This window comes from Streptomyces sp. NPDC032822, assembly GCF_055578825.1.
The window spans coordinates 1-21562 of sequence record NZ_JBVIOL010000025.1; the positions used below are offsets into that span (position 1 = coordinate 1).

Genomic DNA, 21562 nt, shown 5'->3' on the forward strand with positions numbered 1-21562 from the left:
AGCTCACGGACCGCCGCGTACGAACCGGCGAAGCCGATCCCGGCGATGACGACCGCACCGGCGACGACCACGCCGATCAGAATCCGGTGCATCCGGCCGATACGGACAGTGCCGGGGGTACCTGTATGGCTGGTGTGGTGGTGTCTTCCGGTCATGAGCAGCCCTCTGTCGGGAGGGTTCTCGCAAGGGTACGGCGTGCTGTCCTGCCGGGATCAGCTGTCGTGGGGCTGGAGATCTGCCGGGTGATTGTGGAGTGGAGGACGGTCATGGGGCAGCCGTCCGGTGTTCGTGGGCAGGGGCGAGGAGTTCGGCGATGAGTTGTTCGGTCTCGGTCTCAAGTGAGCAGTCCAGTGCCCGGTTGACCTGTTGGACGCGGGTGATTGCGGTGCGCAGGCCGGAGCGGTTTTTGGCGGCGTGCTCTATGCGCATCCAGTCCCTGTACAGCAGCTCTGCACTGTCGTCGGCCTCGAGACCGGTTGTGATGGCTTGCCGTGCCCTGCCGAGGTCGTGGTGAGGGCCGGGTGGGGTGCGGTGGGCGGCCACGGTGTGGGCGACGTCGATGATCCGGGTGGTCATCTCCTGCTGAAGGGGCTCGGCCCAGGGCAGTGGCCGTGAGCCGAAGGGTCGCCCGCGCACCAACCTCAGGGCTGCTTCTAAGTCCGGCAGTCCGGCCGGTCCTTGGGGGAGCGCACGCTCGGCGAGCTGCAGGAAGTGGCCCCAGTCGCAGCGTACGGCGGGGGAGAGACGGTAGGGATCGTCTCCGATACGGCGGCGCGGCACGTACGCGTGGCCGGAGGCGTCGTTGCCCAGTGCGCGTCGCAGGCCTTGGAGGCGGGCGTTGAGGGTGCTCGTTGTCCAGGGCGTCAGCGGGTCCATGTCCTTGCACAGTGCATCGGCCGTGCGCCCGGGCCGGAAGTACATCAACGCGGCCAGTTGGGCCATCCGTGGTCCGTGTCCGGAGCTGGCCACGCCGTCCACCTCGACCGGACCCAGGACCCTGATCTGCGGCGCATGCAGATCGTGCACCTCGCTCTGCTGTTGCAACGTCCCGCCACGATCTGGCTGTGGTGCCGTGTCGCTCGGTGGCTGCCCTGTTGCGGTTTTCGGTTGTTTTGCGGGATCTGTCTGTGGGTGGCTTGGTGCCGTCGATAGCAGGTTCAGCCCTGCCGGATCGGCGGATGCGGCCAGCAGGGCCGGAAATACCTTGTTGTTGTCCCTTCCAGCCACGGAAGCTCCGGCACTGCCGGCGTCGGTGCCGGCACGGATGCCGTCGTGAACGGGTTCCTCCTTGACCACCACGGCTGTTTTGGGGCCGGGCTCTGGTGGCACGTCCTCCCAGGGGAAGCGGGCCGGTTCGGCGGGCTGCCCGGAGACCGCGAGCGCCGTGGTGATCTGCATGTAGGCGGCGTGTTCCAGGCGCTGCACTGTGATGTCGATGCCGGCGTAGTTGAGGTTCTGCGGCTCGTTGAGTGAGGCGTTGAGGATCTCCGCTTCGGGGAAATGCCCGGCTGCCGAACTCGCCGGGGCGATCAAAGTGACGGGGACCGTGCCGGCCTTGTCGATGACCTCCGCGAGTTCCCAGGCCGTGTCCGTGTCCAGGGACGACGCGCACAGCAGCAGGTAGGGATGATGCTGGGTTTCGGGTATCTGGTGCGCTTCCAACAGCCGTTCGCTCAGATCGCGTATGGCGTGCGCGGCGTGCCGCATGTGGGAGATCCGCACCGTGGGCAGCAGCTGTGGCAGGTCCTCGCCGAACCCTACGGTGACGACCTCGACGTCGCTGGCCCACGGGCTCATCCCGAGTTCCAGGGCGAGCGAGGTACACACCTCGGTGATGTGGAGCGGGTTGCCGTCCAGCAGCAGCACGGGCAACTGCGCGAGGTTGATCAGGAGAAGGTCGCCCGCCTCGGAGGAGCCGATCGTGACCAGCCCCGGATACGGTGCCGGCACCTCCCTGGCGGCCTCCTCGTCCAGGAGCACGGCGTCGGAGGGCAGAGCCCACCAACCGCCCTGCCCCGAGACGAAGGGCGTCTGCGGCTTCAGGGCGAGGTCCTCGGGCAATACCTCCAGCGTGCAGGCCCCGATCCGGGCCGCCCGCAGCGGCGGCGGGACCTCGGCGTCTTCCCGCTGGTGGGCCAGAGTCCGCAGGGCCACGTCCAGGAGGGCAGCTCCGCCGGGCTCGGCGGCCGCCGCCAACTGGGCTTCTGCCGTGGACGTCTGCGGTGCGATGGCGATCTTCTCGCCGGGTTTGCGGCGGCGGCGCTGCAGCGTCCTGCGCAGGGCGAGGGCACCGGTGGTGGCTGCGGCCAGCAACGCGCCGGCGCCGAGAACGGTGCGCAGGTTCAGTGGGCTGCCGGCCGGAGCCGGCGCCGGGGGCTCGGACGCCGTGGTGGCGGGGGAGGAGGCAGCAGAGCCGGAGGATTCAGCCGACGCCGAAGGGGAGGCGGCAGAGGGCGAGACGCCGGCGCTGGGCCCGGACGTTGCAGTGTCCGGTGCGGAGGGAGAGGCCTGGCCCTGCCCGGGCTGCTGGGCAGGGCGGCTGGCCGGTGCGCTGGGCGCCGACGACTCCGGTGCAGGCGTGGTGCTCTGGCTCGGCGCGGGCGCCTGTTCGTCCCCCGTCCCCTCACCCGGCTTCTGCCCGCCGTCGGGATCCTGGGTGGCCGGGGGAGCGCTCTCCTGGCCGTCCGGCTCCTCACCCTGGTCGCGGTTGTGGGAGGGCTGGGCGCCAGGCACCGTGACCTGCTGCCCCGCGTAGATGACGTCCGGGTCGGAGAGGGCGGGCAGGCCGTGCGGCTGCGGCTTGTCCCGGCTGGCCTCGAACAGCTGAGGCCACTCGCCGCCGTCGCCGAGCTCCTCCTCCGCGATCTTCGACAGGTAGTCGCCGGAGTGGACCGTGACCACGTGCTCGCTCTTCCTCTCGGCAGATTGAGCGCCGCCGTCATCCAGCTGTGTACGGGCGCCTCCCGCGGCACCGGCGGGGTCAGGCATCTGAAGCTGCCAGCCGGGCTGCAGAAAGCTGTTCGCGCTAAAGACCTGGCCGTCGGCCATGGTCCGGCCCGCGTTGAGGTCGGCGATCTCCCGCCACCGCTCGCCGTCTCCCAACTCCCGCTCCGCGATGGCCCACAGGCTCTCGGCGGGCCGCGTCTGTCGCACCGTGTACGACGTGCGGGGCATCGAGATATTTGCGGCGGACGCCGGGGCCCGATCGGCTTCGGTGGCTTGCGGGGCCTGTGTCGCCTGAACGGCGATGAGGGCCGCGGCGGTGGCCGGCGCGGCCTGCGCGTCGGAGGCCAGAGCCGAGTTCGTGGGCAGCAGGACCAGGATGCTGCCGACCAGAAGAGCGGCGGCACGCTGTGAGGAGCCCAGACCCCGAGGGACGTGCCACGTCCGGCCACGCAGCTGCGCGATCAGCTCACGGACCGCGCAGAACGCGAACTGCGCCCACCCGATCCAGCCCACCGCGATGAGCAGCAGCAGAAATACCGCCCCCGTGTCCTGCCGGTCCAGCAGGTGCATGAGGTCATCGTGGGTGGAAGCCCAGATGGCCGGGGTGGCCCAGGCCAGCAGCAGCGGCAACCCGGCGACCGCGGCGGCCAGTACGGTCAAGCTCAGCACGGCCTTGAGGACACGGGCCAGGGTGCGGCCGGCCGTCGCAGCGGGGGAGGAGGTGGGGCGCATCAGTCTCCTTCAGGAGCAGTGACGCCATGCAGGAGGGTGGCCTGGCCCTGGCCGGTCACCGACAACGAGCCGATCCCCACCGCCGACAGGAACTTCGTGTCGTACGAGCCGGTGACGGTGACGCTGAGGGTCTTGCCGTCGCCGGACACGCTGATCGTGCCGGTGGCGCCGACGGAGCGTAGGTAAGCCTGCGCGGCGGTCTGGGCGTCCTGAGGGTCCACGACGATCGCGTTGCCGCTGATCGCCTCGGCAGGGTCGATGGCCTGCCCGCCTGCCCGGGCGGCTTCGCCGGCGACGTAGTCGGCACGTTCGGTGGCGCGCATCTTGCTGCCGCCGTCGACAGCGACGCCGATGATCCCGATCAGCGCGATGACGCACACGGCGACGAACACGGTGACACCACCCCGGTCATCGGGGCGCGCCCGGCCCGACCTCATCATCGGGAAAACCATCAGTCACCTCGTGTCGGAAGAGTCATCGGTTTGCAAGCCGTTGTAGTGCCATGGGAAGCCGTAACGTCGGCATCCGCTGGATCAAGCTGCTGCTCGGCCACGGCGTCAGCAGTCGCTCGATCTGCGAAGACCGCATCCGCGCCGAAGCCATGGCCAGCCGGGGAGATGCCAAGCGCTGGCACGACATGTTCGGCCTGTCCATCAACGCCGGCCTCCACCACACCGATGTCGAGCCCCCGGGCCTCGCCGACGCCCCTCCGTCGCAGTGACCGGGCCCCCTCCTGCCGAGCCTGCCGCCGACGCGCCCCCGTAGCCTCATGGCTATGCCCACCGGTCACAGCGCCTGCCATTGCGTCGTCTGCCAGAACATCCACGAACTGGACCCCAGCACCCAGTCGACCGTCGACACCATCCATCAGCACGGCTGGCAGGTCATGATGATCCCCGCGGACGACCTGGGGCCGGGCTGGGCGTACACCATTGGCCTGTGGCACCAGCACCGGATACCCGAGTTGGCGATGTTCGGCCTGGACATTTCGCGGATGCAGACACTCCTCAACGACCTCGCCCGACAGGCTGTCGAGGGACAACTCTTGGAAGCCGGGCAGGAGGTGCATGACGTCGCGAACGTCTCGGTCGTCCTCAAGAGCGTCGACTACCGCTGGTACAAGGCGTTCTTCGGCACCGCGATCGGCTACTACCGCAAGCCGCCGTTCTCGTTTCTCCAGGTTGTCTGGTCCAACCGTGACGGAGTCTTCCCCTGGCAGCCAGGAGGAGAAGACCTCCTGGACCGCCAACCCTGGTTGTCGCTGCGTCCCGAAGAGCACCCCGTCGGGGTCTGGACGCAGGATCTGTGAAGAGGCGACTGTCACGCCGTCGAGGACAATGACGTCATGACGCGCTGGTTCCGCAGTTACTGGGCCCAGGAAGACACATGGTTCTACTTCGAGGCTGATGCCGACGGTTGGGTCACCCGCCAGGTCGAACTCCAAGGACCACTGGAGAAACCCGTCGCTGCAGCCTCGTCGACAGAATGGGAAGCTGCCCAGCGGGCCGGAACCCTCGCAGACTACGAAGCCACCTTCGGCGCCACAGCAGAGGTTCCCGTCCACGACTGGGATGCGCACGAGCCGCAGGACCTCACCGCCGGAGAATTTGAGACTGTCTGGCTCACCGCACGAGCAACCTGCCAAGCAAGAGCGCGAGCACGCTCGGCGCGCGAAGCGTGAACCAAAGCATCCCCGCGTGCTCACTGCTCACCTCCCACACTTCGGTGCGTACTCCACGGCACTTCAGGATTCGCGAAGCCAAGAGCTCTCTGTCGGTACTGATCCACCACCGACGTGGCAGTCGACGTGAGCGTCCGGGCCCCGGGTACACCTGGCAGCAGCAGGTCCGACAGGTTGACCGTGCAGGTCACGGTCACGGTGACCGTCCCGACCTGGCCCACCGGCACGCCGAGACCGCCGGTGTTGATGCTGACGCTCGTCGACCCGCACGCGATGCCCTGGTCGTTCAGCGACTCGGCGGCAGCCGCCCGCGCGGCGCCCAGGGCCGCACCTGCGGTGCGGTGGATGGACGCCTCCCTGGCAGCGTCCTCGGCTGCCGCATCGATCTTCGACCCCGAGGTGACGAGGCGTCCGCCGGCGATCGCCAGGCACAGGAACATGATCAGCGACGGGAGGACGATCGCCGCCTCAATCGCGACGCTCCCCTCATCGCTGGGTCCCCTGCGAGCCCCTCGGGCCATGTATCGCATCTGGTTCACTCTCCCGGCACCGTCCAGCGCTCCACCGGGCCGGACGCCGACTGAGTGACCTGCAGGCCCGAGACGCCCGGGATCATCGACATGGCCGTGCCGGAGACCTGCACCCGCACCCGCTGCCCGTCGCTGCCGGCAGTGACGCTGTAGCCGCGCAGGCTGTCGCCCGCAACCCGCCGCAGCACGTCCCGGGCCTGGGCCGCACCTTCCGCCGGGCTCGACTCGTAGGCGCGGGCCGCGGTGAGGCCTTCTCGGGCAGCGGTCAGGGCGATCTGCCGGGCGTAGTACCACATGGAGGTCTGGATCACGGCCACCGTCGCGAGCAGCACGAATGGGAAAATGATCGCCATCTGGATGGAGGTGTCACCGCGGTCGTCGCGCCATCTTCGTTCTTCCCACCAAACCTTCAGCCGCCCGGGAGGAGACATCACAGTCCGCTGAGCTTGACGTTGTACTTGGCGACCACGACGGCGATGGTCCCGGCGATCAGTACGGCGCCGGTGACGGCGGCCACCCAGATGATGACGGTGGTGGTGCTGATGTCACCGCGGTCTGGCCGACGCCTGGCTTCCTCCAGGCCATCCTGCAGCCGCGTGGTCAGCCAGTGCACCGCACGGTGGGTGCGGGCTGCGGTGTGCTTCATGATCTGTGCTCCTTGCTCTTTGAGAGATTCGGCGAGCCGGGATTTTCTTAGACGGTGAGCATGCGGATGACCGCGGGGAACGCCATCAGCAGCATCACCAGCACCGCCAGCAGGGCGCCGGGGGCGGTCATTTTCTCGCTGGCGGCGTTCGCCTCCGCGGCCTGATCGGCCAGCAACTCCGCGTTGAGCGCGCCTGTTCGGGCGCGCAGCGCCTTGTAGACGGCGGTGCCGTCGGTGGCCGAGCCGCGCATGATGTCGGCGACGTCGGAAAGGACGGGCAGGTCATACTCGGCGGCGAGTTCGGTGAGCGCCTGGTAGGGCGGGACCTTCTCCATCCGGGCCCGGCGCAGTGCGCCCTGCAGGTAGAGGAAGGGCCAGCCCTGGCCGACCCCGGCTGCCTTCTCCAGTGCCTCGGCGGGGCCGGCGTCGGCGGCCCGCTTGAGCGCGACCAGGTCAAGGTAGGCGGACACCGCGTGCGCGAACTCCTCGCGCGCCCGCTTGGCCTGGTCCCGCACCGCGAGATCCGGGGTGATGAACAGCAGCCCCGCGATGAGGAGTCCGACGCCGGCGGGCACGTAGAACGGCAGGGAGACGCCCGCGATGATCCACGGGATGGTCGCGATGACCGGGCAGAGCAGGCCGAGTGCGGCGAGTGCGGTCTTCTTGAGCATGAACTGGCCCGGCCCCTGGCCGAGCAGGGCCAGGTTGGTGGTGGGGATCCGCACACCGGGAAGACGCTCCAGGCGGGCCAGCAGCCACCGGCCCCACACCTCCTCGCGGTCCACCTCCGGATCAGGCAGGGCCAGGGCGGCCGGGGCGCTGCGCGCGAGAGCAGGTCCCAACGCGGGCTGGGGGCGCAGGAGTTCCCGCACGAGCAATGCGAGGCCGGCGCCTACCGTGCCACCGGTCAGTACGACGGGAAGCAGGTTCACGAGGAGACTCCTTCCAGATCACGGCCGGTGACCGGCACGTCCGCCTCGGCTGCGGGGGCGGGCAGCCGGACGGTGCTGGCCGCATCGGTGATCAGGAAGCGCGGGATACGGCGGAAGGAACCCAACTGCCGCATCAGGGCGAGCACTGCGATGAACCCGGCCGTCAGGAAGGCGAGTACCAGCTGTCCGAGCAGCGTGGAGTAGGGCTTCGTGTAGCTCGGCACGAAGAACCCGCCCACCACGATGCCCATGGTGATAACGGTCATCCACCGCACGGTGGTCCGGGGCTTCGCCCGGTCCGCCTCGATCGACCGCTTGCGGGCGACCTCCTCACGCACCGTGCCCGCCAGGTCCTCCAGCGCCTGGGCCAGGCCGGGGCCGCGGTCGTTGACCGACAGAATGAGTGCGGCGACCACCTTGTCAGCGGTGACGTCATCCAGTTCCTCGGCGAACGCGCGGAGCGCTCCCTCCGGCCGCCAGCCCAGCCGCAGCCGGTCGGACAGGTTGACGACCTGCGGGGCAAGCTCCTCCGGTGCACCCTGACGGCTGGCGACCATTGCCTGTTCCAGCCCCATACCCAGCCGCAGCAGCCCAGCCAGACGCTGGGTCCACTCACTCAGGGCTTCCAGCTGACCGATGCGTTCCTGCGCCATCTGCGTGGGGGTGATCAACCAGGGCACGCCGATGACGGCCGCGCCGAGCAGGGCGCCCCCCACGAAGTTACCCGAGACCAGCCACACGGCCACGAAAACCATGAGCGCCGCGGCCGCGAGGGTCCGCCGGCGCAGCCGGACATCCTCGCTCTGTTCTTCCCTGTTGCGCAGGGCCCGCCACCGTTGCCGAAGCGTCGCCCGGCGCGGCGCCGTCGTACCAGTGAGACCTGCAACAACGCCGATCAGCCCGCCGATGACGGCCATGCCGCACAGCAGCCCCCACAGCAGGGTCATCGGCTGACACCCACCATCAGCGGAAGCGGCGCCTGCCAGGCCCCGTAGGGCTGCTGCAGCAGGGCGGAGTCCAAGCCGACGCGGCGCAGGTCATCGATGCAGCCCGGGTCCATCCTCGGCACCGCCCGCACGTCCCCGAACTCGCTACCGGGGGAGAAAATCGTGTTCGTGGCGGGCCGGCCGTTCTCGCCGATCCCGGTCAGCTCCAGGATGTGGGAGACGTAGCGGTGGCGGCGGCCGCCGATCTGCGTCTCATCCGTCATGTCGACGTACACGATGAAATCCAGGCCGTTCGCGGTCTGCCGGTAGGCGAGCTGCTCGGACAGGTTGTCCTGGGCGAGCGCGTACAACTCGGCGATCCGGTCGAAGATGATGTCGGGTCTTCGGGCGTGGATGGTGCACAGATTGCCGCCCGAGCCGTTCGTCAACGCCTGCATCATGGCGACGACTTCAGGGCCGCGGACCTCGCCGACCACGATCCGCTCCAGCGACATCCGCAACGCGGGATGCATCAGGTCCAGCAGCGTGACCTCGCCTACGCCGCGGCCGGTGACGTCCTTCTCACCGTTGGACTCGCGGCCCACCAAGGAGACGACCTGCCGGTGGTAGCCGTTGGCGTGGGCGAACAGCTCGTCCTCCGTCTGGATGGTCGCAAACCGCGTCTCGGGATCGAACTCCTTGAGCATCGCCCGCAGCAGCGTGGTCTTCCCGGCCTTCTGCTTCCCCGCAATCATGATGTTCTTCTCCGCACGCACGCATGCGCCGAGGAACTGCCGCAGGATCGGATCGATCGTGCCCAGCCGCACCAGGTCATCGAGACCGGCGTGGGAGACCCGGTGCCGGCGGATCACCGCATAGGTCATCGGGCCCAGCCCCGTGATGGCCTGCAGGCGCGAGCCATCCTGCAGGGACAGGGCCAGGGTGGGGTTCGCCGTGGAAATGGTCCGCTCGCTGTGCCCAGAACCCCTCGCCAACTCCCGCAACAGCTCCAGCAGTTCATCCTCCGACTCCGCGATCGGCCCGACCATGCGGCGTTCACCGTCGCCGTAGTCGAGCCACACCGCGCCCGGGCCCTGGATGATGATGTCCTCGACCCGCTCATCATCCAGATACGGCTGGAGCCGGCCGGCCCGGAAGAGCAGGTCATAGACGGCACGCCGTAGCGCCTCGTCTTCCTGCGGCGGCATGGCCGCTGCGTCCGACCACAGCGCGACCGCCTCGTTGATCCAGTCCAGGCAGCGCTGTTCCTCGCTGGCCCGGTCCATATCAGGCGTCGTCTTCAGCAAGTCCTCGCGCTGCTTGGCGACCTGGCTGGCGATGTGCCGGGCGGCCTTGTGGTCGACGGTGACCTGAGGCGTGGCAGTGCCGAGGACGTGCGTACTTGAGGCAGCGCCGGCACGCGCGCCGCTCGACTGCTGGGGCCAAGCCTGTTGAGGGCCGCCGGGCGGCGGAGACACGAGGGGATCGTTGTGCAAGGGCCTACCGCGCACGGGTCACCCCTCTGCCTGCGGCAAACGTGCCGCGCGGATCGAGGCGGGCCCGGCGCATCGCGGCCCGCTGCACGAGCAAGGTGCTGCCCGTACGGGCAGCCTTCATCAGCGCCGACCTGGTAAAACGGCGCGGCTGCTCGGCGCCGTCCGACAGCACACGGGCCTCGTCCGGTGCGTACGGCAGTGTCGCCACCACCGGAACCTGCAGAACGCGCTGCACCTCGCCCGCGGGATACGGGCCTTCGTTGATCATCAGAACGCCTACGTCACCGACCCGCTCCTCCAGTGCGCGCACCCGGCCCTCGGCAGCCTGAAGACAGCGCAAGGTGTTGCGCACGACCACGATCACGGCGTCGGCCTGCTCGGCCAAGACACCGGACGGACCGAAAGCCCCCCGGCGGCCGAGGTCGATCAGGACGTCGTGGCCGTGCTCGGCCTCGATGCCGCGGAAGATGACGCCCAGGGCCTTCCACACTGAACCCAGGCTCGCTGACTGCGCGGGATCGGTGATCCCCGGCAAAAGAAGCCGGTCGCGCGCTGGCTGCTGCCTGCCCTCCTCGCTCCCCAGGTCGATCAGTTGACGCCAGAACGCATCGCCGAGCTCGCCTTGGCGGGCGGCGACCGAGAGGTTCCGCAGTCCGTACCGGTCGCCGAGCGTGCCCTGGAGCAGCCCATGTAGCACCGCCCCGCCGTCGGGGTCGCATTCGGCGAGGACCATCCGTCGGCCCGGCTCCAGCGGCCACGACAGCAGCATGGCGAGCGCGGTCGTGCTCACGCCGGGCGCGCCACTGCAGCCTGCCAACGCGATCACAGTCATCAGGTGCCGTCCGCAGCGGTGAGGACCAGGCGCAGTGTGCCGGTAGATACCCACGCGGCAGCCGTGGGGCCGTCCTGCGCGCTGGTGGCGACGTCGACGACCATGATCCCGGTGCCGGGGGCGGCGCTGGAGGCCTTCACGACCCGTCCGTCGATGGTTTCTGGCGCGGTGTTGGGCATCTCGCCGGCCTCCGACGCCCCCTGGGCTGGAACGTGGACCAGCCGCACCTTCTGGCCCGGCACCAGCGAGGTGGCCGGGATCTGCTTGGGCTCAAGCCCGATCGGCACCAGTTGCTCACCGGCCATCACCAGGGAGTCCTTCGTCACCTGCGACGGGTTGAGGAGGGATCCGGGCTTGAGTTCCACGGCGGCTCGCTTGCCCACCACCGAGTCCAGGTCATCGCCGCGTACTGCCTTCACGGCCGGGTCGAGCGCGATGCTGGCCTTGCCCAGGTCGTCCTCGCTCACGACCTGGCCGACCTGGACGTCACGGACGACCGTCACCACCTCTGTTCGGTCGCCGACCTGCAGCAGCAGGACAGCAACCCCGGCCCCTCCGGCAGCGATCAGCGTCAGCGACAGGGCGATGACACCTGGTCGTCTTCTGCGAGCCGACACCCTCGGGGGAGTGACCGGTGCTGCCACCTGTCCCGGCCGGGGGACACCGTGGGAGCTGGCTGTCTCTAATCGTTCTTGGGTCTTGCTCACCGTTTAGTCCTTCCGGTGGCGCTACCTGACGACCTGTACTTCGCCGACCGCCACCTGCACGTTGGATTGTCGGGTCTCGATGAGCTGGCCGGCCGCTCCGCCGCCCTGCCAGTTGATCGTCCATGTCGAGGTCGCGGTGACCTGGTACTTGCCGTTCTTGGCACCAGCTGAGGTTTTGGGATAGAGGTGTCCGCACGTTGGTGACTCGGTCATGTCCTCGGACGCCTGGTAGACCGTGCCCGGGCCGTTGCACGTCACGCTGACGCCGCCGCCCATCTGCCACACGACCTTCGACACCTTCGCGGTCGCGGTGACAGTGATCCCGCCCGCCGACGCCGAGGCGGTGTTGGGCCCGTAGGTCGTGACGCTCGGCCTGACCCACATCCACACCGGAACACCGACCGTGTACCGTCCGGCTGCGCGCGGGCTGGCAATGTCAGGACCGAGCAGCGTCATCGAGTCAACCGCGCGCTGCGCCAGCGCAGCTGGGTCTACCGCCTCCTGCTCAGGGGGGTCGGCCAGCCACACCATCCGAACGACCGTGAGGTCCCCTCCATTTCGGGTACAGCTTTCTTCGTACACGGCCCCTTCGCCACGTTCGTGGCCTTCCCAGTCCAAACTGTCAGCGAGCGGCTGCGGGTCTGCAAGCTTGTAGGTGCAGACATTTGCGAACTCGCTCTGAGTAGCCGAGCTGCCGCTGCCGCCCGATCCGTCTGCGTCAATGCCCCCGCCCTGGCCGCCGCCCTGGCCGCCGGCCTGGCCCGGAACGTCGACTTCCACCTCGCAGTTGAACTGCCCGCATTTCACACTGCCGCCGCCGTTGGGCGCGTCATCCGCGTAGCTGTTGAAGGGAACGGCGAACGCAGCAACTAAGACAGCAGCCGTGGTGACGGAGACCCGGCGGGTCAGCACGACTTTCCCTGGGGCTCGTCGCGGGTGACGCGCCACCCTTCCGGATACTTCTCCACTGTGCTTGCGATCACATACTTCGTTAGCCGGTTAGCGGGGAGGGACACGGGCTTCTCGGTCTCGGCATCGACGGTCTGCCAACGCGAGATGTCCAGGCAACTGGATACCTTCGCGTACGGGACCTTCCTCGACACGTCGATCTTGGTAACCGTCTGGTCGGTGACAGCAACGTCGCCGAGGTAGATGAGTCCGCCGTTATGGGCGCGTTTGGCGTCTGACTCTGCGTTCTTCAAGGCGGCTGATGCGGCGTACTGATCAAGATGCGCGCTCTTACCCGTCGGGTCGGCGTAGAGCTTTTCCATCTCCTGCCAATAGGCCCCGTACGCCGTGATTGCCTGCTTCTTCGCTGTCTCCTTCGGATCAGCGGTGATGGAAGCCGTCGGGGACGGCGCGACCGACGAGGGCTCGTCGCTGGGCTCGTCCTTCGCGTCGGATGGGCTGCAGGCGGTTATCGCGAGCGCGGCGCACAGTGTGAGGGCCGCGGCTGAGAGCTTGCGGATGTGGACAGCGGAATGGTCTGTCCGGTGGTGGCGGGTCACGATCCCTCCCCGATCAGTGCCCGGCGACCAGACTGCTCAGTCTGCAGCCGCCTGGAAGCAAAACCCGACCTTGCGCCCTGTTTGGGTCGCACGGATGCGCTCTTTGTAGCGGGAACCCTACGCATATGCCAGTCAACATCCCAGCCGTATGCGTGAGTTATCAGGAACAACTCGGAACGAATCTGGTCACACGAGGTCATGAGCGGTGATAAGTCGCCCCAGATCAAAAGCGACCACTCATCCCTTTTTTGGATGTGTGATGGGTGGCGGCAATCGGCACTGCGCAGGGCTGCCAGGTGTCGAGCGGTCGCGCGGACGCTCCCTGCGGCAGGAGGCCTTGGCCGGTGTATCGAACGGCAGCGGGCGGGAGCCGTCTGCGGTGGTGCCCGCTGGGGCGGCATGGAGTCGTAGGGGGACGTATGGGCTCTCCCCGGCCTGAGCGTGCGGAGGTCAGCCGTGGTGGGCTCGGGCGGCTGCCAGGCTGGCCACGGTGCCTGGGTTCGGTGCCGGTCGGCGGCTGCCGCGAGAAGGGGCCGCCTCACTGGGTGGGTGAGGGTGTTGGCCAGACGGTGATCACGTCCCCGTCGAGGGTCACGCGCCGGTCCGGGAATCGGCGGCGCACCAAGTCGAGGTCGTCTAGGTCGAAGTCACTGGCCCCTTCGACCACCCACGCCCTCCCGATGCGGGAAGCCTCCCGCGTTCGGGCAGGCCACGCTCCCTCGGTGTGCTGTTCATTACTGCGAAGTTTGTCAGTGGCTGGTGTCATCCTGGAGACCTCAATCATCGTGGCGTGTAAAGGTAGTTGCGACATAAGGCTTGCGGATCAGGAGGATTCTAGGTGTTCGCGAGAGCAAACAGCAAGAGTTTTTCGTGGGGATTGCAACGCTGATATTCGCCCATGCAGGCGCGTTGTGGACGACCCGGCGAGTGCGATGAGAGGAGCGGGCACAGCTCAGGGCCGTACGAGCTCTGGAACCCCTGGCCTTGCTCGTCGCCTCACCTGTGCTGCTTATCGCCGGAGCGCCGGTCCACCGCTGCCCAGTGCACCCCGTATGCCCGTTCGCGGTCGTGCTTGTTCCTTCCCGTCGACGGTGCTGCCGTCTGATAGCTCTGTCCATGAACGAGGCTCGCCGCCGACGAGTGGTATCCAGGCATCGCTGGTAGGACCCTTAAGTTCGAGGTCTTCGAGGACGGTTGCTCCCGGTGGCACTTGGAGGGCCCGGTCCGCCACGAGCGGACGAAGTAGACCAGGCGCTCGCCGAGCAGCTGGTTCAGCCGTTCCGAGACGACTGGCGGGAGCGGTCGGGACGCAGCAGTACGTGCGGCTGGTTGGTGGATGCCATGCGGTACTGGGCGAGCATGGCCAAGAGCTGGTGCTTGAGGGGCTTGGTGGGGCTGGGCGTGAAGCCCGCTGTCGTACGGTCTTTGGCCCGGGCGGTGGTCAGTTCCATTCGTCTTTCTTCGACAGTTGGCCAGCGGGGGCGCCGGCAGGGACATGCGCGGCGAGGAAGGCGATGACCCGGCCGAGCTGCTGTGCGGCGCGGTCGGTGAGCTGGTCCAGCGGGAGGGCTCCGGCGTTCAGGTGCGCGGCCCGCTCCAGCGCCGGGACATCCTTCGGGCGGGCCTGGGCGGCGAAGATGTCGTCGAGATGGGGTCCGCGCAGTGGGATGGGCCCGATGCGGCGTCCGTGTACGTTCATGGACACGTAGTGCTCGAAGCGTTCCATGGTGGCGACCCGGTCGGGGCTGGGGTTGTCGCTCCACTCTGCGGTGATCGGCGCGATTGCGGACTTCGACCCGGCGGTGGTGGCCAGCGTGGACGCGTTCTGTACAAGGGACAGCCGTACGGGGGTGGGCAGGCGGGACAGGAGCTGGGTCATGCCGTGGACGTGGCAGCGGTACTTGCGGAGATCCTCGAACATCGCGGCGATGGTCTCCGGGGCCGCGCCGGTCAGGGTGATCAGCTCGTCGAAGTAGGGACGGAACGGCACCCGCTGCTCCTCGGGCGTGTCACGCCGCGAGCGCGCGGCCCGGAGCAGATCGCGGGCGAGCAGAGCGGTCAGCAGGCGGTCGGTGGGCCCGTTGCCGCGCGGGCACACCCACACGATCATCTTGCAGTCCATCGCGGCACGGATGTTGTAGATGCCGACCGGCTGGCCGAGGAAGGCGCGGGTGATCGGGTTGGCGGCCAGGCGGGTGATCGGGTTGAGGACCACGGCGAATGCGTCGGGCGGCAGGGCCGGGAACACCGCTGTCCACCACGAGTGGGTCTCCTCATCCAGCCTGTCGGTGACCGCGGCGAGTGCTGCCTTGCGTAAGGCCGGGTCGGTGAGCAGGGCCCGTACGTGGAAGATCGTGGCCTGGTCCTCGGGCCGGCCGGCCTGGCAGGCCGCCTCGTTGACGGCGACCAGCACAGTGAGCGCACAGGTGAGGATGGTGAGCGCGCGCGGAGCGGTCGCGTCGTCCCAGGCCAGTGCGGAGGCATAGGCGTCGGTGATCGCCTCGACTACCTCGTGCGCCGTCTGGCCCTGGTGCATGGCGAGCGGATTCCACGAACTCACCCGCGGGTTGGGACCCAGACCGTTGAGGTCGATCAGCGCGATCCGGGGCATCAGGGTTTCGTGTGCCAGGAACGTGGTGGCCCGCGGCCACGAGTCGCGGTGCGGGTCGACGAAGACAAGCCCTCCGCCCGCGTGCGCCCAGCCGATCGCCTGTGCCAGGGCCCGCTCCGTCTTGCCGCCGCCCGCCTTGCCGACCCCGACCTCGAACAGGGTCTCCTCGGCATAGGTGGCGACCAGACGCTGCCTGCCGTCAGGGCCCCGGTAGATGCCCTGCAGCAGCAACTCGGGCTCGCCGAAGGCGAAGGTCGGCAGGTCACCGGCGAGCACCGGCAGACGGCAGTGCACGGTGGGCGGCTTGAGCAGGCCGGTCAGCTCTTCCAGTCTCACCCAGTTCGCCCGGGGCGGCTGGCAGTGCCCCAGACGCCAGCGGCGTTCGAAGCCGTGCCGGGTGGGCCAGTGGTCGGCGCCCACCCGCCACGGTCCCAGGCGCCACCCGCGCATGGCCCACCGGGAGCGGCCACCGAACACGTCAACGCCTGCCTGTAGTTGGGCGAGCCGGGCCTGGGCACGGCCCTCGGTGTTCGACGCGCACATCACGAGCAGCTGGACCCGGACCAGGTGGTCGTCCTCGGCGAGCTTTCCCAGGGCCTCGGCCGGCTCCACCCGGCGGGGCACTGGCGGCATCACCAGCCGCCGACCCGAGCCCGAGCCTGGCCTGACACTGAGGAGCTGCTGCAGCTGCCTGCCCCAGGAGTCCTCGATGCCGTTGGCGTCTTGACGGATCCATCGCGCGGCCCGCTGGGCCTGGCGGCGTTCGGACCGGCGGGCGGCGCTCATCAGCTGCAGGCGGCGTGCCCGCAGTGACCACTTGGGGGCGCGCTGGATGTCGAGCCGTATCTCAGCGAGGTCGCCGAGCCCGGCGCGCAGGTCGGACACGGCATCGACGAGCGGCTGGAGCGGGTCGGGGGAGAGCGGCACTTCGCGTAGCGGGGCCGTGGGCTTGCCGCGCAGGATGAACTCCGCCCGCACGGTGTGTGTCCGGGGCTTGTCGAGGATCGGCCGGGCCCGCTTGACGGTGACGTCCGGCCCGAACGGGGTGATGGACAGCAGCCGTTCACCGCCGGCGGGGCCCTCGATGCGGTAGCGCAGCGGCTCGGTGCCGTCCGCGCGCAGCCGGATCTGCACGGTCTTCGCCCGGCGGGGCGCCCACCAGGGCATGGCGGTGGAGGCGCGGGCGAGCTGGACGCCGCGCCGGAAGATCTCCTCCGGGCCCGGGTCGAAGTGCCGGTCGGGGACGAGCTCCAGGGCCATCCGCTCGGCCGAGGCGCGTGCGGCGAGACGGCGTGCCAGCACTTCGCCCGTGCGCCAGGTCGCGGCGATAGCCAGGGCGAGCAGGTACCAGTGGTCGTAGAGCCAGCTGGCGGCGTCGATCAGGCCGGCCAGCAGGCCCAGTGCCTGGCCGGCTGCCGTCTCATCGGTATGACCGGTCACGTACGGGGCTGGGGTGTCCACGCGGATGCTCCCTTTGTCGCAGTGCGGGTGAAGTACCAGTTGGTGACGTGCCGCTCGGTGTAGGTGCCGCCGCGGTCTTTGCCCGCCCACACCAGGTGCACGACCGCCTTGTCCGGGCTGTCGTCGCTGCGGGCGATGGCCGCCTGGATGCGGAAGCGGGCGGTGGCGAACGCCGGTGCGATCGCCTGGTCCGGGTCGCCGAAGAGTGCGGGCCACTTGGTGCGGCCGATCCCGGTGGCGTCTGTTCGCAGCAGGCCACGGCCGGCGGCGAGGAGAGTGTGCTCGTCGGCGTCGGAAAGGTCGGCAGGCCAGGCGTCCTCAAGTGAGTTCTGGATCGCCGCATCGCCGGCAATGCCCTCGCCGTGCGGCGGCATTGCGGACGCGGCGGCCGGCTGCGCCGTCGCGGTGGAGGCCGTGGCCGATGAGGGTGCCCCGGTCTGCGGAGGGCGGCTGGAGGCAGTGGTTGCCGCGGTAACCGGCGTGGAGTCAGTCGCGTGCAGTGTCGCCGAGATAGCGGGTGCGCTCGGCGCCACATACGGCATCGTCAGCAGGACCACCCCGGCCACGACCAGGATCACAGTGGCGGTCAGCAGCAGGCGCGGCGAGCACACTGGAGAGGTGGTCACAGCAGCCGGGCCCCTCCCGCATAGCCGGACATCGTGTTGACCGCGTCCAGGCGGACCGCAGTGCCCGGCCGGGCGGCGTTGACCATCTGTCCGCTGCCCAGGTAGATCCCGACGTGGTAGATCGTTACGTCGTGGCCGGGGGCGTCGGCGTAGAAGACGAGATCGCCGGGCTTGAGGGCGCCGGTGCCGAGACTGGCGGGGATCCGCTGGCCGACCCCGGCCTGGGCCGCTGCCGTGCGCGGCAGCTGGATGCCAGCCTTGGCGTAGGCGTACACGGTCAGGCCCGAGCAGTCGAAGCCCTTGACGTTCGCGCCGCTCGAACCGCCTGGCGAGCAACATAATCCGTACGACTTGCCGTTCGTGTTGCCGCCGCCCCACGAGTAGGGGACACCGCGCTGGGCGAGCGCCGTCTCGATGACGGTGCGGACCTTCCCGGACACGTTCTTCAGGTCCGGGTCCTTGGCGGCCGCCGTGTACTGGTCGATCCACCCGAGCACGTTGGCGACGTACTCGCTGGAGTGGTTGTACTGCCAGATTGCGGCGTTGAGTTGGGCGCGCCGGGTCAGGTCACGGCCGCCTCCACACAGGTAGACGGCACCTGTGAGCGCGGCGTCGTCGGCGTTGTGCGGGTCGGCGACCTGGTCATCGCCTGCGTCCTTGCCGACGCTCTCCCAAGTGGAGGGCAGGAACTGGAAGGGGCCCACAGCACGCTCACCTGTCGCGGTGCCGTCCCACTTGCCGCTATCGGTGTCCGGGAAGGCGGTGGTGTTGCCGGCGGCCCCGGAACCGTTGAGGAGTACCCCGTAGATCTTCGGGCGGATGTCTCCGCCTGCGGTGATGTTCCGGCCCACGGCATGGTTGGACTCCACCTTGGCGATCCCGGCGAGGACCGGCCAGCGCATGCCCTGGCACGTCGGCACGTGCTTCCCGATCTGCTGAGCGGCCTTCTTGTAGGCGGTCAGCATCCGCGGCGGGATGCCCGCGGCACTGCCGCTCCTGCCGTCGTCGCGCGCACCGGTCTGCAGCGCGATGTATGCGCTGATCGAGTTCGAGACGGGTACGGCGCAGCACACGGCGGCGAACATCAGCAGCGTGATCATGCATCCCCACCGCCGGACACGGCGCCCCGGCGGCCTCACTCGTCCTCACCGCCCCCGTCGGCCTGCCAGCGTGCCCGCATCTCACGCAGTGCCTCGGCCTGTCGTATCTGCTCCGGTGTCCGGCCCGGCGCCGGCCGGGCGGTTTCGCCCTGCATCCGGCGGGCGAGGTCCGGATCTGTGCGTGCGACGCTCGCGATGGTCTGGCGCCTGAGTTCTGCGGGATCGTTGAGGAGCCGCTGCAGCGCGTCGTTTGGGCCCCAGACACTGGAAGTGCCGGTACCGGAGGATGCCGGCGCCGGGCCACCAGCAGTCCCAGTGGAGGCTCCGCCGGCTGCCGCGCGCGGCTGTGTCACCCGGGCGGTGCCCGTCGTGCTAGGCGCTGTGGTGGGCAGACGGCGGCTGGCGAACGGGCCTGTTCCGCTGCTGTTGTCGCGGTGTTCGCGCAGGACACGGGACACGTGACGGCCCGTGTCGCCCCAGGCCCGGCTGTCCTCGCGGACGGTGTTGCCCCACACCCGCACCTGCTGGCGGGCGTCCTGCGCGTAGCGCGAGCTTCCCGACCGGGCCCGCTGGACGTTGGCCGGCAGACCGACCGTCGCCCCGTACCCGGTTCGGCCGCCGCGGTTCAGGATGCGGTATCCGCGGAGGCGGACCAGCCGGTTGTGGGCGCGGGTGGAGAGCAGGGTGCGGTCGGTGTTCTGGTCGTGGAGTACCTGGCCGGAGTCACGGTCGATGATCTGGCCGTCGGCGTTGCGGTACCGGTCGGGCGGCCCGCCGGGCCGGCGCGGCCCTACGCCGCCCCATCCGCCGTCTGCGCCGCCGGGTGGGCCGCCCGCGCCTGGGTCGCCGTCTGCGGTGGCCTTGCGCCACCTGGCCAGCTGGTCCTTGTCCGGGCGGCGGCCGATCAGCAGCCCGTACGCGCCCTTGGCGCCGAGCCGTGCTGCCAGGCCGCCCACGGCTGCGGCCGCGGTGAGCGGGGCGAGTCCCCGGCCGGCTTCGGCAGTGGCGTCGGCCAGGACCCGTCTGGTGTCGAGGGGCATGCCCGCGCCGTCAGCCAGCGAGGTGAGGGCGCCCATCAGGCGCTGGCGGGTGCCGAGCAGCCGGTACCGGCCGCCACCGCCGCCGGTGAAGCCGCGCAGGCCGCCGCCGTATCCGCCCAGCATGGCGGGGGAGTTCATGGCGAGGGCGGCGCCGAGTTCGGAGGTGTCACCGGGCAGGTGGGTGCCGCCGACCTTGGCGTAGCGCATCCGCATCGCCATGCGGTGGCCGAAGGACGTGATGCCCATCAGCAGGCGGCGGTGCCCGGCCGCACCGGCGATGGCCAGCACGTCGATCAGCAGGATCCGCTCGACCATCAGGTCGGGCCCGTCGGTGATGGTGGCGTCGACGGCGATCCCGAAGAACGGAACGAAGGCACAGATCCCGACCACGGCCAGGACCGCGATTCCCCACAGGGACAGCCACTTCCACACCGACTGGCGTGCGGGGCCGGGAAGCATGCCCGCAACGAAGGTGACGCCGCCGACGGCCGCTGCCGCAGCACAGATGCCCTGGGTGGCAAGCAGGACGATCGCGCTGGACAGGAGCATGCCGCAGATGAGCAGCGCGGCGATCAGCAGCAGGGCGGCGCCGCCGACGCGCCACCAGGTCGGCTCCTCGGCATAGGCAGCACATGCCTTGCCGACATCCCCGGCCTTTGCCATATCGGCAAGGAAGGCGGCGAACTCCTGGTCCTCGTCGGTGACGATCGCGTGGGAGGCGTCCAAGAGCTCTCCCCCGGGCGTCAGCTCCGGCAGAGTGCGCGGGACGTCGCCGGTGTCACGCTCGCAGTACTCCTTGGCCGGCCCGTACAGCAGACTGCAGGCTTCCTCCTTCTTGTTCTCCTCCTCGCAGTACTTCCGGGCCGGTTTGGCGAGCAGATCGCAATGAGCGTCCCCGTCGCCGTCCTTGGCGACGGCTTTGTATCCGCCGGAGACCCATTTCAGGTGCACGGCGTAAGCCTTGCGGTCGGAATCTCTGGCGGGGTCGAGCGTGTGGCCGTACTGGAGCAGCATGAACGGCTTGACGATCAGAGCGTTGGTGATGGAGTCCTGGAGCGGGCGGGCCACGTCTTGTGCGGAGGCAGGGGCCTCGTCTTCACGCTCCAAGCACTTGATCTCGGCGTTGCCGGCCATGCCGTCGCAGGGGCTCTTGCTGGCGAGTTCGCCACCCCAGTCATAGGAGTCGACGCTCTGCTGGGCGACCTCGGCGGCCACCTGCTGGGCTTGCCCGAGCGGGCCGTTCTGGGCGAGCAGGGTGTCGGGGCGGACGAGAGCCGAGGCTGCGATCGCCCCGATGAGCAGGGTGAGGAAGATTTCACCCAGACCGCGGCCCACCCGGCCGCGCACGATCATGAAGGCGGTGAAGACGAACGCCCAGGCGAGCAGCAGCCCTTTCAGCCCGAGCGTGTCGATGACCACGTCGTTGTAGGCGTCGGCGGCCTTCTGCGCCGGCCGGGTGAGGATTTTCAGCAGCGGGAACCGGAAGGCCACCTCGATCGCCCACCCCGCAAGGCCGACCAGCAGCCGGATCAGGGTGAACAGACCGGAGAGGGCGAAGGCGAGGGCCTGGGTCTTGAAGGCGATGATGGAACCGCCCGAAGCGTTCAGTTCGTACCCGTTGATCGGCACGCCCTCGGACGAGGCGATGTTCAGCGGGGCGAGCAGGTCACCGCTCTCGCTGGTGCTCCCGGCCGCGTACACGACCTGGCTGTTCACCAGAAGGAACACGCCGGTGAGCAGCAGGACGAAGCCGGCCGAGCGGAGGGTCGCGCGGTCTAGACGCACCAT

The 21562-nt window shown here is 69.3% G+C and carries 20 protein-coding genes; 3 read left to right on the forward strand and 17 right to left on the reverse strand.

What is annotated here, in order from left to right; translation table 11 throughout:
* Positions 1-264: 264 nt before the first annotated feature.
* Both ACZ5VD_RS39130 and ACZ5VD_RS39135 read right to left on the reverse strand, forming a co-directional pair.
* Positions 265-3678 carry a LysM peptidoglycan-binding domain-containing protein gene (locus tag ACZ5VD_RS39130; protein ID WP_468685204.1) on the reverse strand — a complete coding sequence of 1138 codons (3414 nt, stop codon included), beginning with the start codon at positions 3676-3678 and terminating at the stop codon, positions 265-267.
* Positions 3678-4118, reverse strand: a complete 441-nt coding sequence (locus tag ACZ5VD_RS39135) for a TadE/TadG family type IV pilus assembly protein (RefSeq protein ID WP_468685205.1) — start codon at positions 4116-4118, stop codon at positions 3678-3680. Before ACZ5VD_RS39135 ends, ACZ5VD_RS39130 begins: the two co-directional genes overlap by 1 nt.
* A gap of 62 nt (positions 4119-4180) precedes the next feature.
* Here ACZ5VD_RS39135 and ACZ5VD_RS39140 point away from each other — a divergent pair, with 62 nt between their 5' ends.
* Genes ACZ5VD_RS39140 through ACZ5VD_RS39150 form a run of 3 tightly spaced genes read left to right on the forward strand, consistent with a single transcriptional unit; the run spans position 4181 to position 5359 of the window.
* The gene (locus tag ACZ5VD_RS39140) at positions 4181-4399 is read left to right on the forward strand and encodes a hypothetical protein (protein WP_468685207.1); all 219 of its coding nucleotides are present in this window, start codon (positions 4181-4183) and stop codon (positions 4397-4399) included.
* A gap of 54 nt (positions 4400-4453) precedes the next feature.
* Positions 4454-4987, forward strand: coding sequence for a DUF4262 domain-containing protein (locus tag ACZ5VD_RS39145; RefSeq protein WP_468685208.1), 534 nt, complete (start codon positions 4454-4456; stop codon positions 4985-4987).
* Between the two features lie 36 nt (positions 4988-5023).
* Positions 5024-5359, forward strand: coding sequence for a hypothetical protein (locus ACZ5VD_RS39150; protein WP_468685210.1), 336 nt, complete (start codon positions 5024-5026; stop codon positions 5357-5359).
* A gap of 20 nt (positions 5360-5379) precedes the next feature.
* Here the strand turns inward: ACZ5VD_RS39150 and ACZ5VD_RS39155 are convergent, their stop codons facing one another.
* The 15 genes from ACZ5VD_RS39155 to ACZ5VD_RS39225 form a co-directional block, all read right to left on the reverse strand.
* A complete protein-coding gene (locus ACZ5VD_RS39155) occupies positions 5380-5880 on the reverse strand; it encodes a TadE family protein (RefSeq protein WP_468685301.1) in 501 nt (166 codons plus the stop codon).
* Between the two features lie 14 nt (positions 5881-5894).
* Positions 5895-6320: a TadE/TadG family type IV pilus assembly protein gene (locus tag ACZ5VD_RS39160; protein ID WP_468685211.1), complete on the reverse strand. Its 426-nt coding sequence runs from the start codon at positions 6318-6320 to the stop codon at positions 5895-5897.
* Positions 6320-6535 carry a hypothetical protein gene (locus tag ACZ5VD_RS39165; RefSeq protein WP_468554696.1) on the reverse strand — a complete coding sequence of 72 codons (216 nt, stop codon included), beginning with the start codon at positions 6533-6535 and terminating at the stop codon, positions 6320-6322. The genes ACZ5VD_RS39160 and ACZ5VD_RS39165 overlap by 1 nt, the downstream gene beginning before the upstream one ends.
* 47 nt (positions 6536-6582) lie before the next feature.
* Positions 6583-7467: a type II secretion system F family protein gene (locus ACZ5VD_RS39170; RefSeq protein ID WP_468685213.1), complete on the reverse strand. Its 885-nt coding sequence runs from the start codon at positions 7465-7467 to the stop codon at positions 6583-6585.
* A complete protein-coding gene (locus tag ACZ5VD_RS39175; RefSeq protein ID WP_468685214.1) occupies positions 7464-8414 on the reverse strand; it encodes a type II secretion system F family protein in 951 nt (316 codons plus the stop codon). Before ACZ5VD_RS39175 ends, ACZ5VD_RS39170 begins: the two co-directional genes overlap by 4 nt.
* Positions 8411-9904 (reverse strand): CpaF family protein, encoded by a 1494-nt coding sequence (locus ACZ5VD_RS39180; protein ID WP_468685216.1) that lies wholly within the window; start codon positions 9902-9904, stop codon positions 8411-8413. The genes ACZ5VD_RS39175 and ACZ5VD_RS39180 overlap by 4 nt, the downstream gene beginning before the upstream one ends.
* Positions 9894-10721, reverse strand: coding sequence for a hypothetical protein (locus ACZ5VD_RS39185; RefSeq protein WP_468685217.1), 828 nt, complete (start codon positions 10719-10721; stop codon positions 9894-9896). Before ACZ5VD_RS39185 ends, ACZ5VD_RS39180 begins: the two co-directional genes overlap by 11 nt.
* Entirely contained in the window at positions 10721-11338 is a 618-nt protein-coding gene (locus ACZ5VD_RS39190; RefSeq protein WP_468685218.1) for an SAF domain-containing protein, read from the reverse strand. Before ACZ5VD_RS39190 ends, ACZ5VD_RS39185 begins: the two co-directional genes overlap by 1 nt.
* A 111-nt stretch (positions 11339-11449) precedes the next feature.
* Positions 11450-12340: an ATP/GTP-binding protein gene (locus ACZ5VD_RS39195; RefSeq protein ID WP_468685220.1), complete on the reverse strand. Its 891-nt coding sequence runs from the start codon at positions 12338-12340 to the stop codon at positions 11450-11452.
* The gene (locus ACZ5VD_RS39200; protein ID WP_468685222.1) at positions 12334-12936 is read right to left on the reverse strand and encodes a hypothetical protein; all 603 of its coding nucleotides are present in this window, start codon (positions 12934-12936) and stop codon (positions 12334-12336) included. The genes ACZ5VD_RS39195 and ACZ5VD_RS39200 overlap by 7 nt, the downstream gene beginning before the upstream one ends.
* A gap of 1271 nt (positions 12937-14207) precedes the next feature.
* A complete protein-coding gene (locus ACZ5VD_RS39205; RefSeq protein ID WP_468685224.1) occupies positions 14208-14387 on the reverse strand; it encodes a hypothetical protein in 180 nt (59 codons plus the stop codon).
* Positions 14378-17008, reverse strand: a complete 2631-nt coding sequence (locus ACZ5VD_RS39210; RefSeq protein WP_468685225.1) for an ATP/GTP-binding protein — start codon at positions 17006-17008, stop codon at positions 14378-14380. Before ACZ5VD_RS39210 ends, ACZ5VD_RS39205 begins: the two co-directional genes overlap by 10 nt.
* Positions 16984-17634, reverse strand: coding sequence for a hypothetical protein (locus ACZ5VD_RS39215; protein ID WP_468685227.1), 651 nt, complete (start codon positions 17632-17634; stop codon positions 16984-16986). The genes ACZ5VD_RS39210 and ACZ5VD_RS39215 overlap by 25 nt, the downstream gene beginning before the upstream one ends.
* Complete coding sequence (locus tag ACZ5VD_RS39220) at positions 17631-18734, reverse strand: C40 family peptidase (protein WP_468685228.1); 1104 nt, start codon at positions 18732-18734, stop codon at positions 17631-17633. The genes ACZ5VD_RS39215 and ACZ5VD_RS39220 overlap by 4 nt, the downstream gene beginning before the upstream one ends.
* Before the next feature lie 35 nt (positions 18735-18769).
* Positions 18770-21562, reverse strand: coding sequence for a hypothetical protein (locus tag ACZ5VD_RS39225; RefSeq protein WP_468685229.1), 2793 nt, complete (start codon positions 21560-21562; stop codon positions 18770-18772).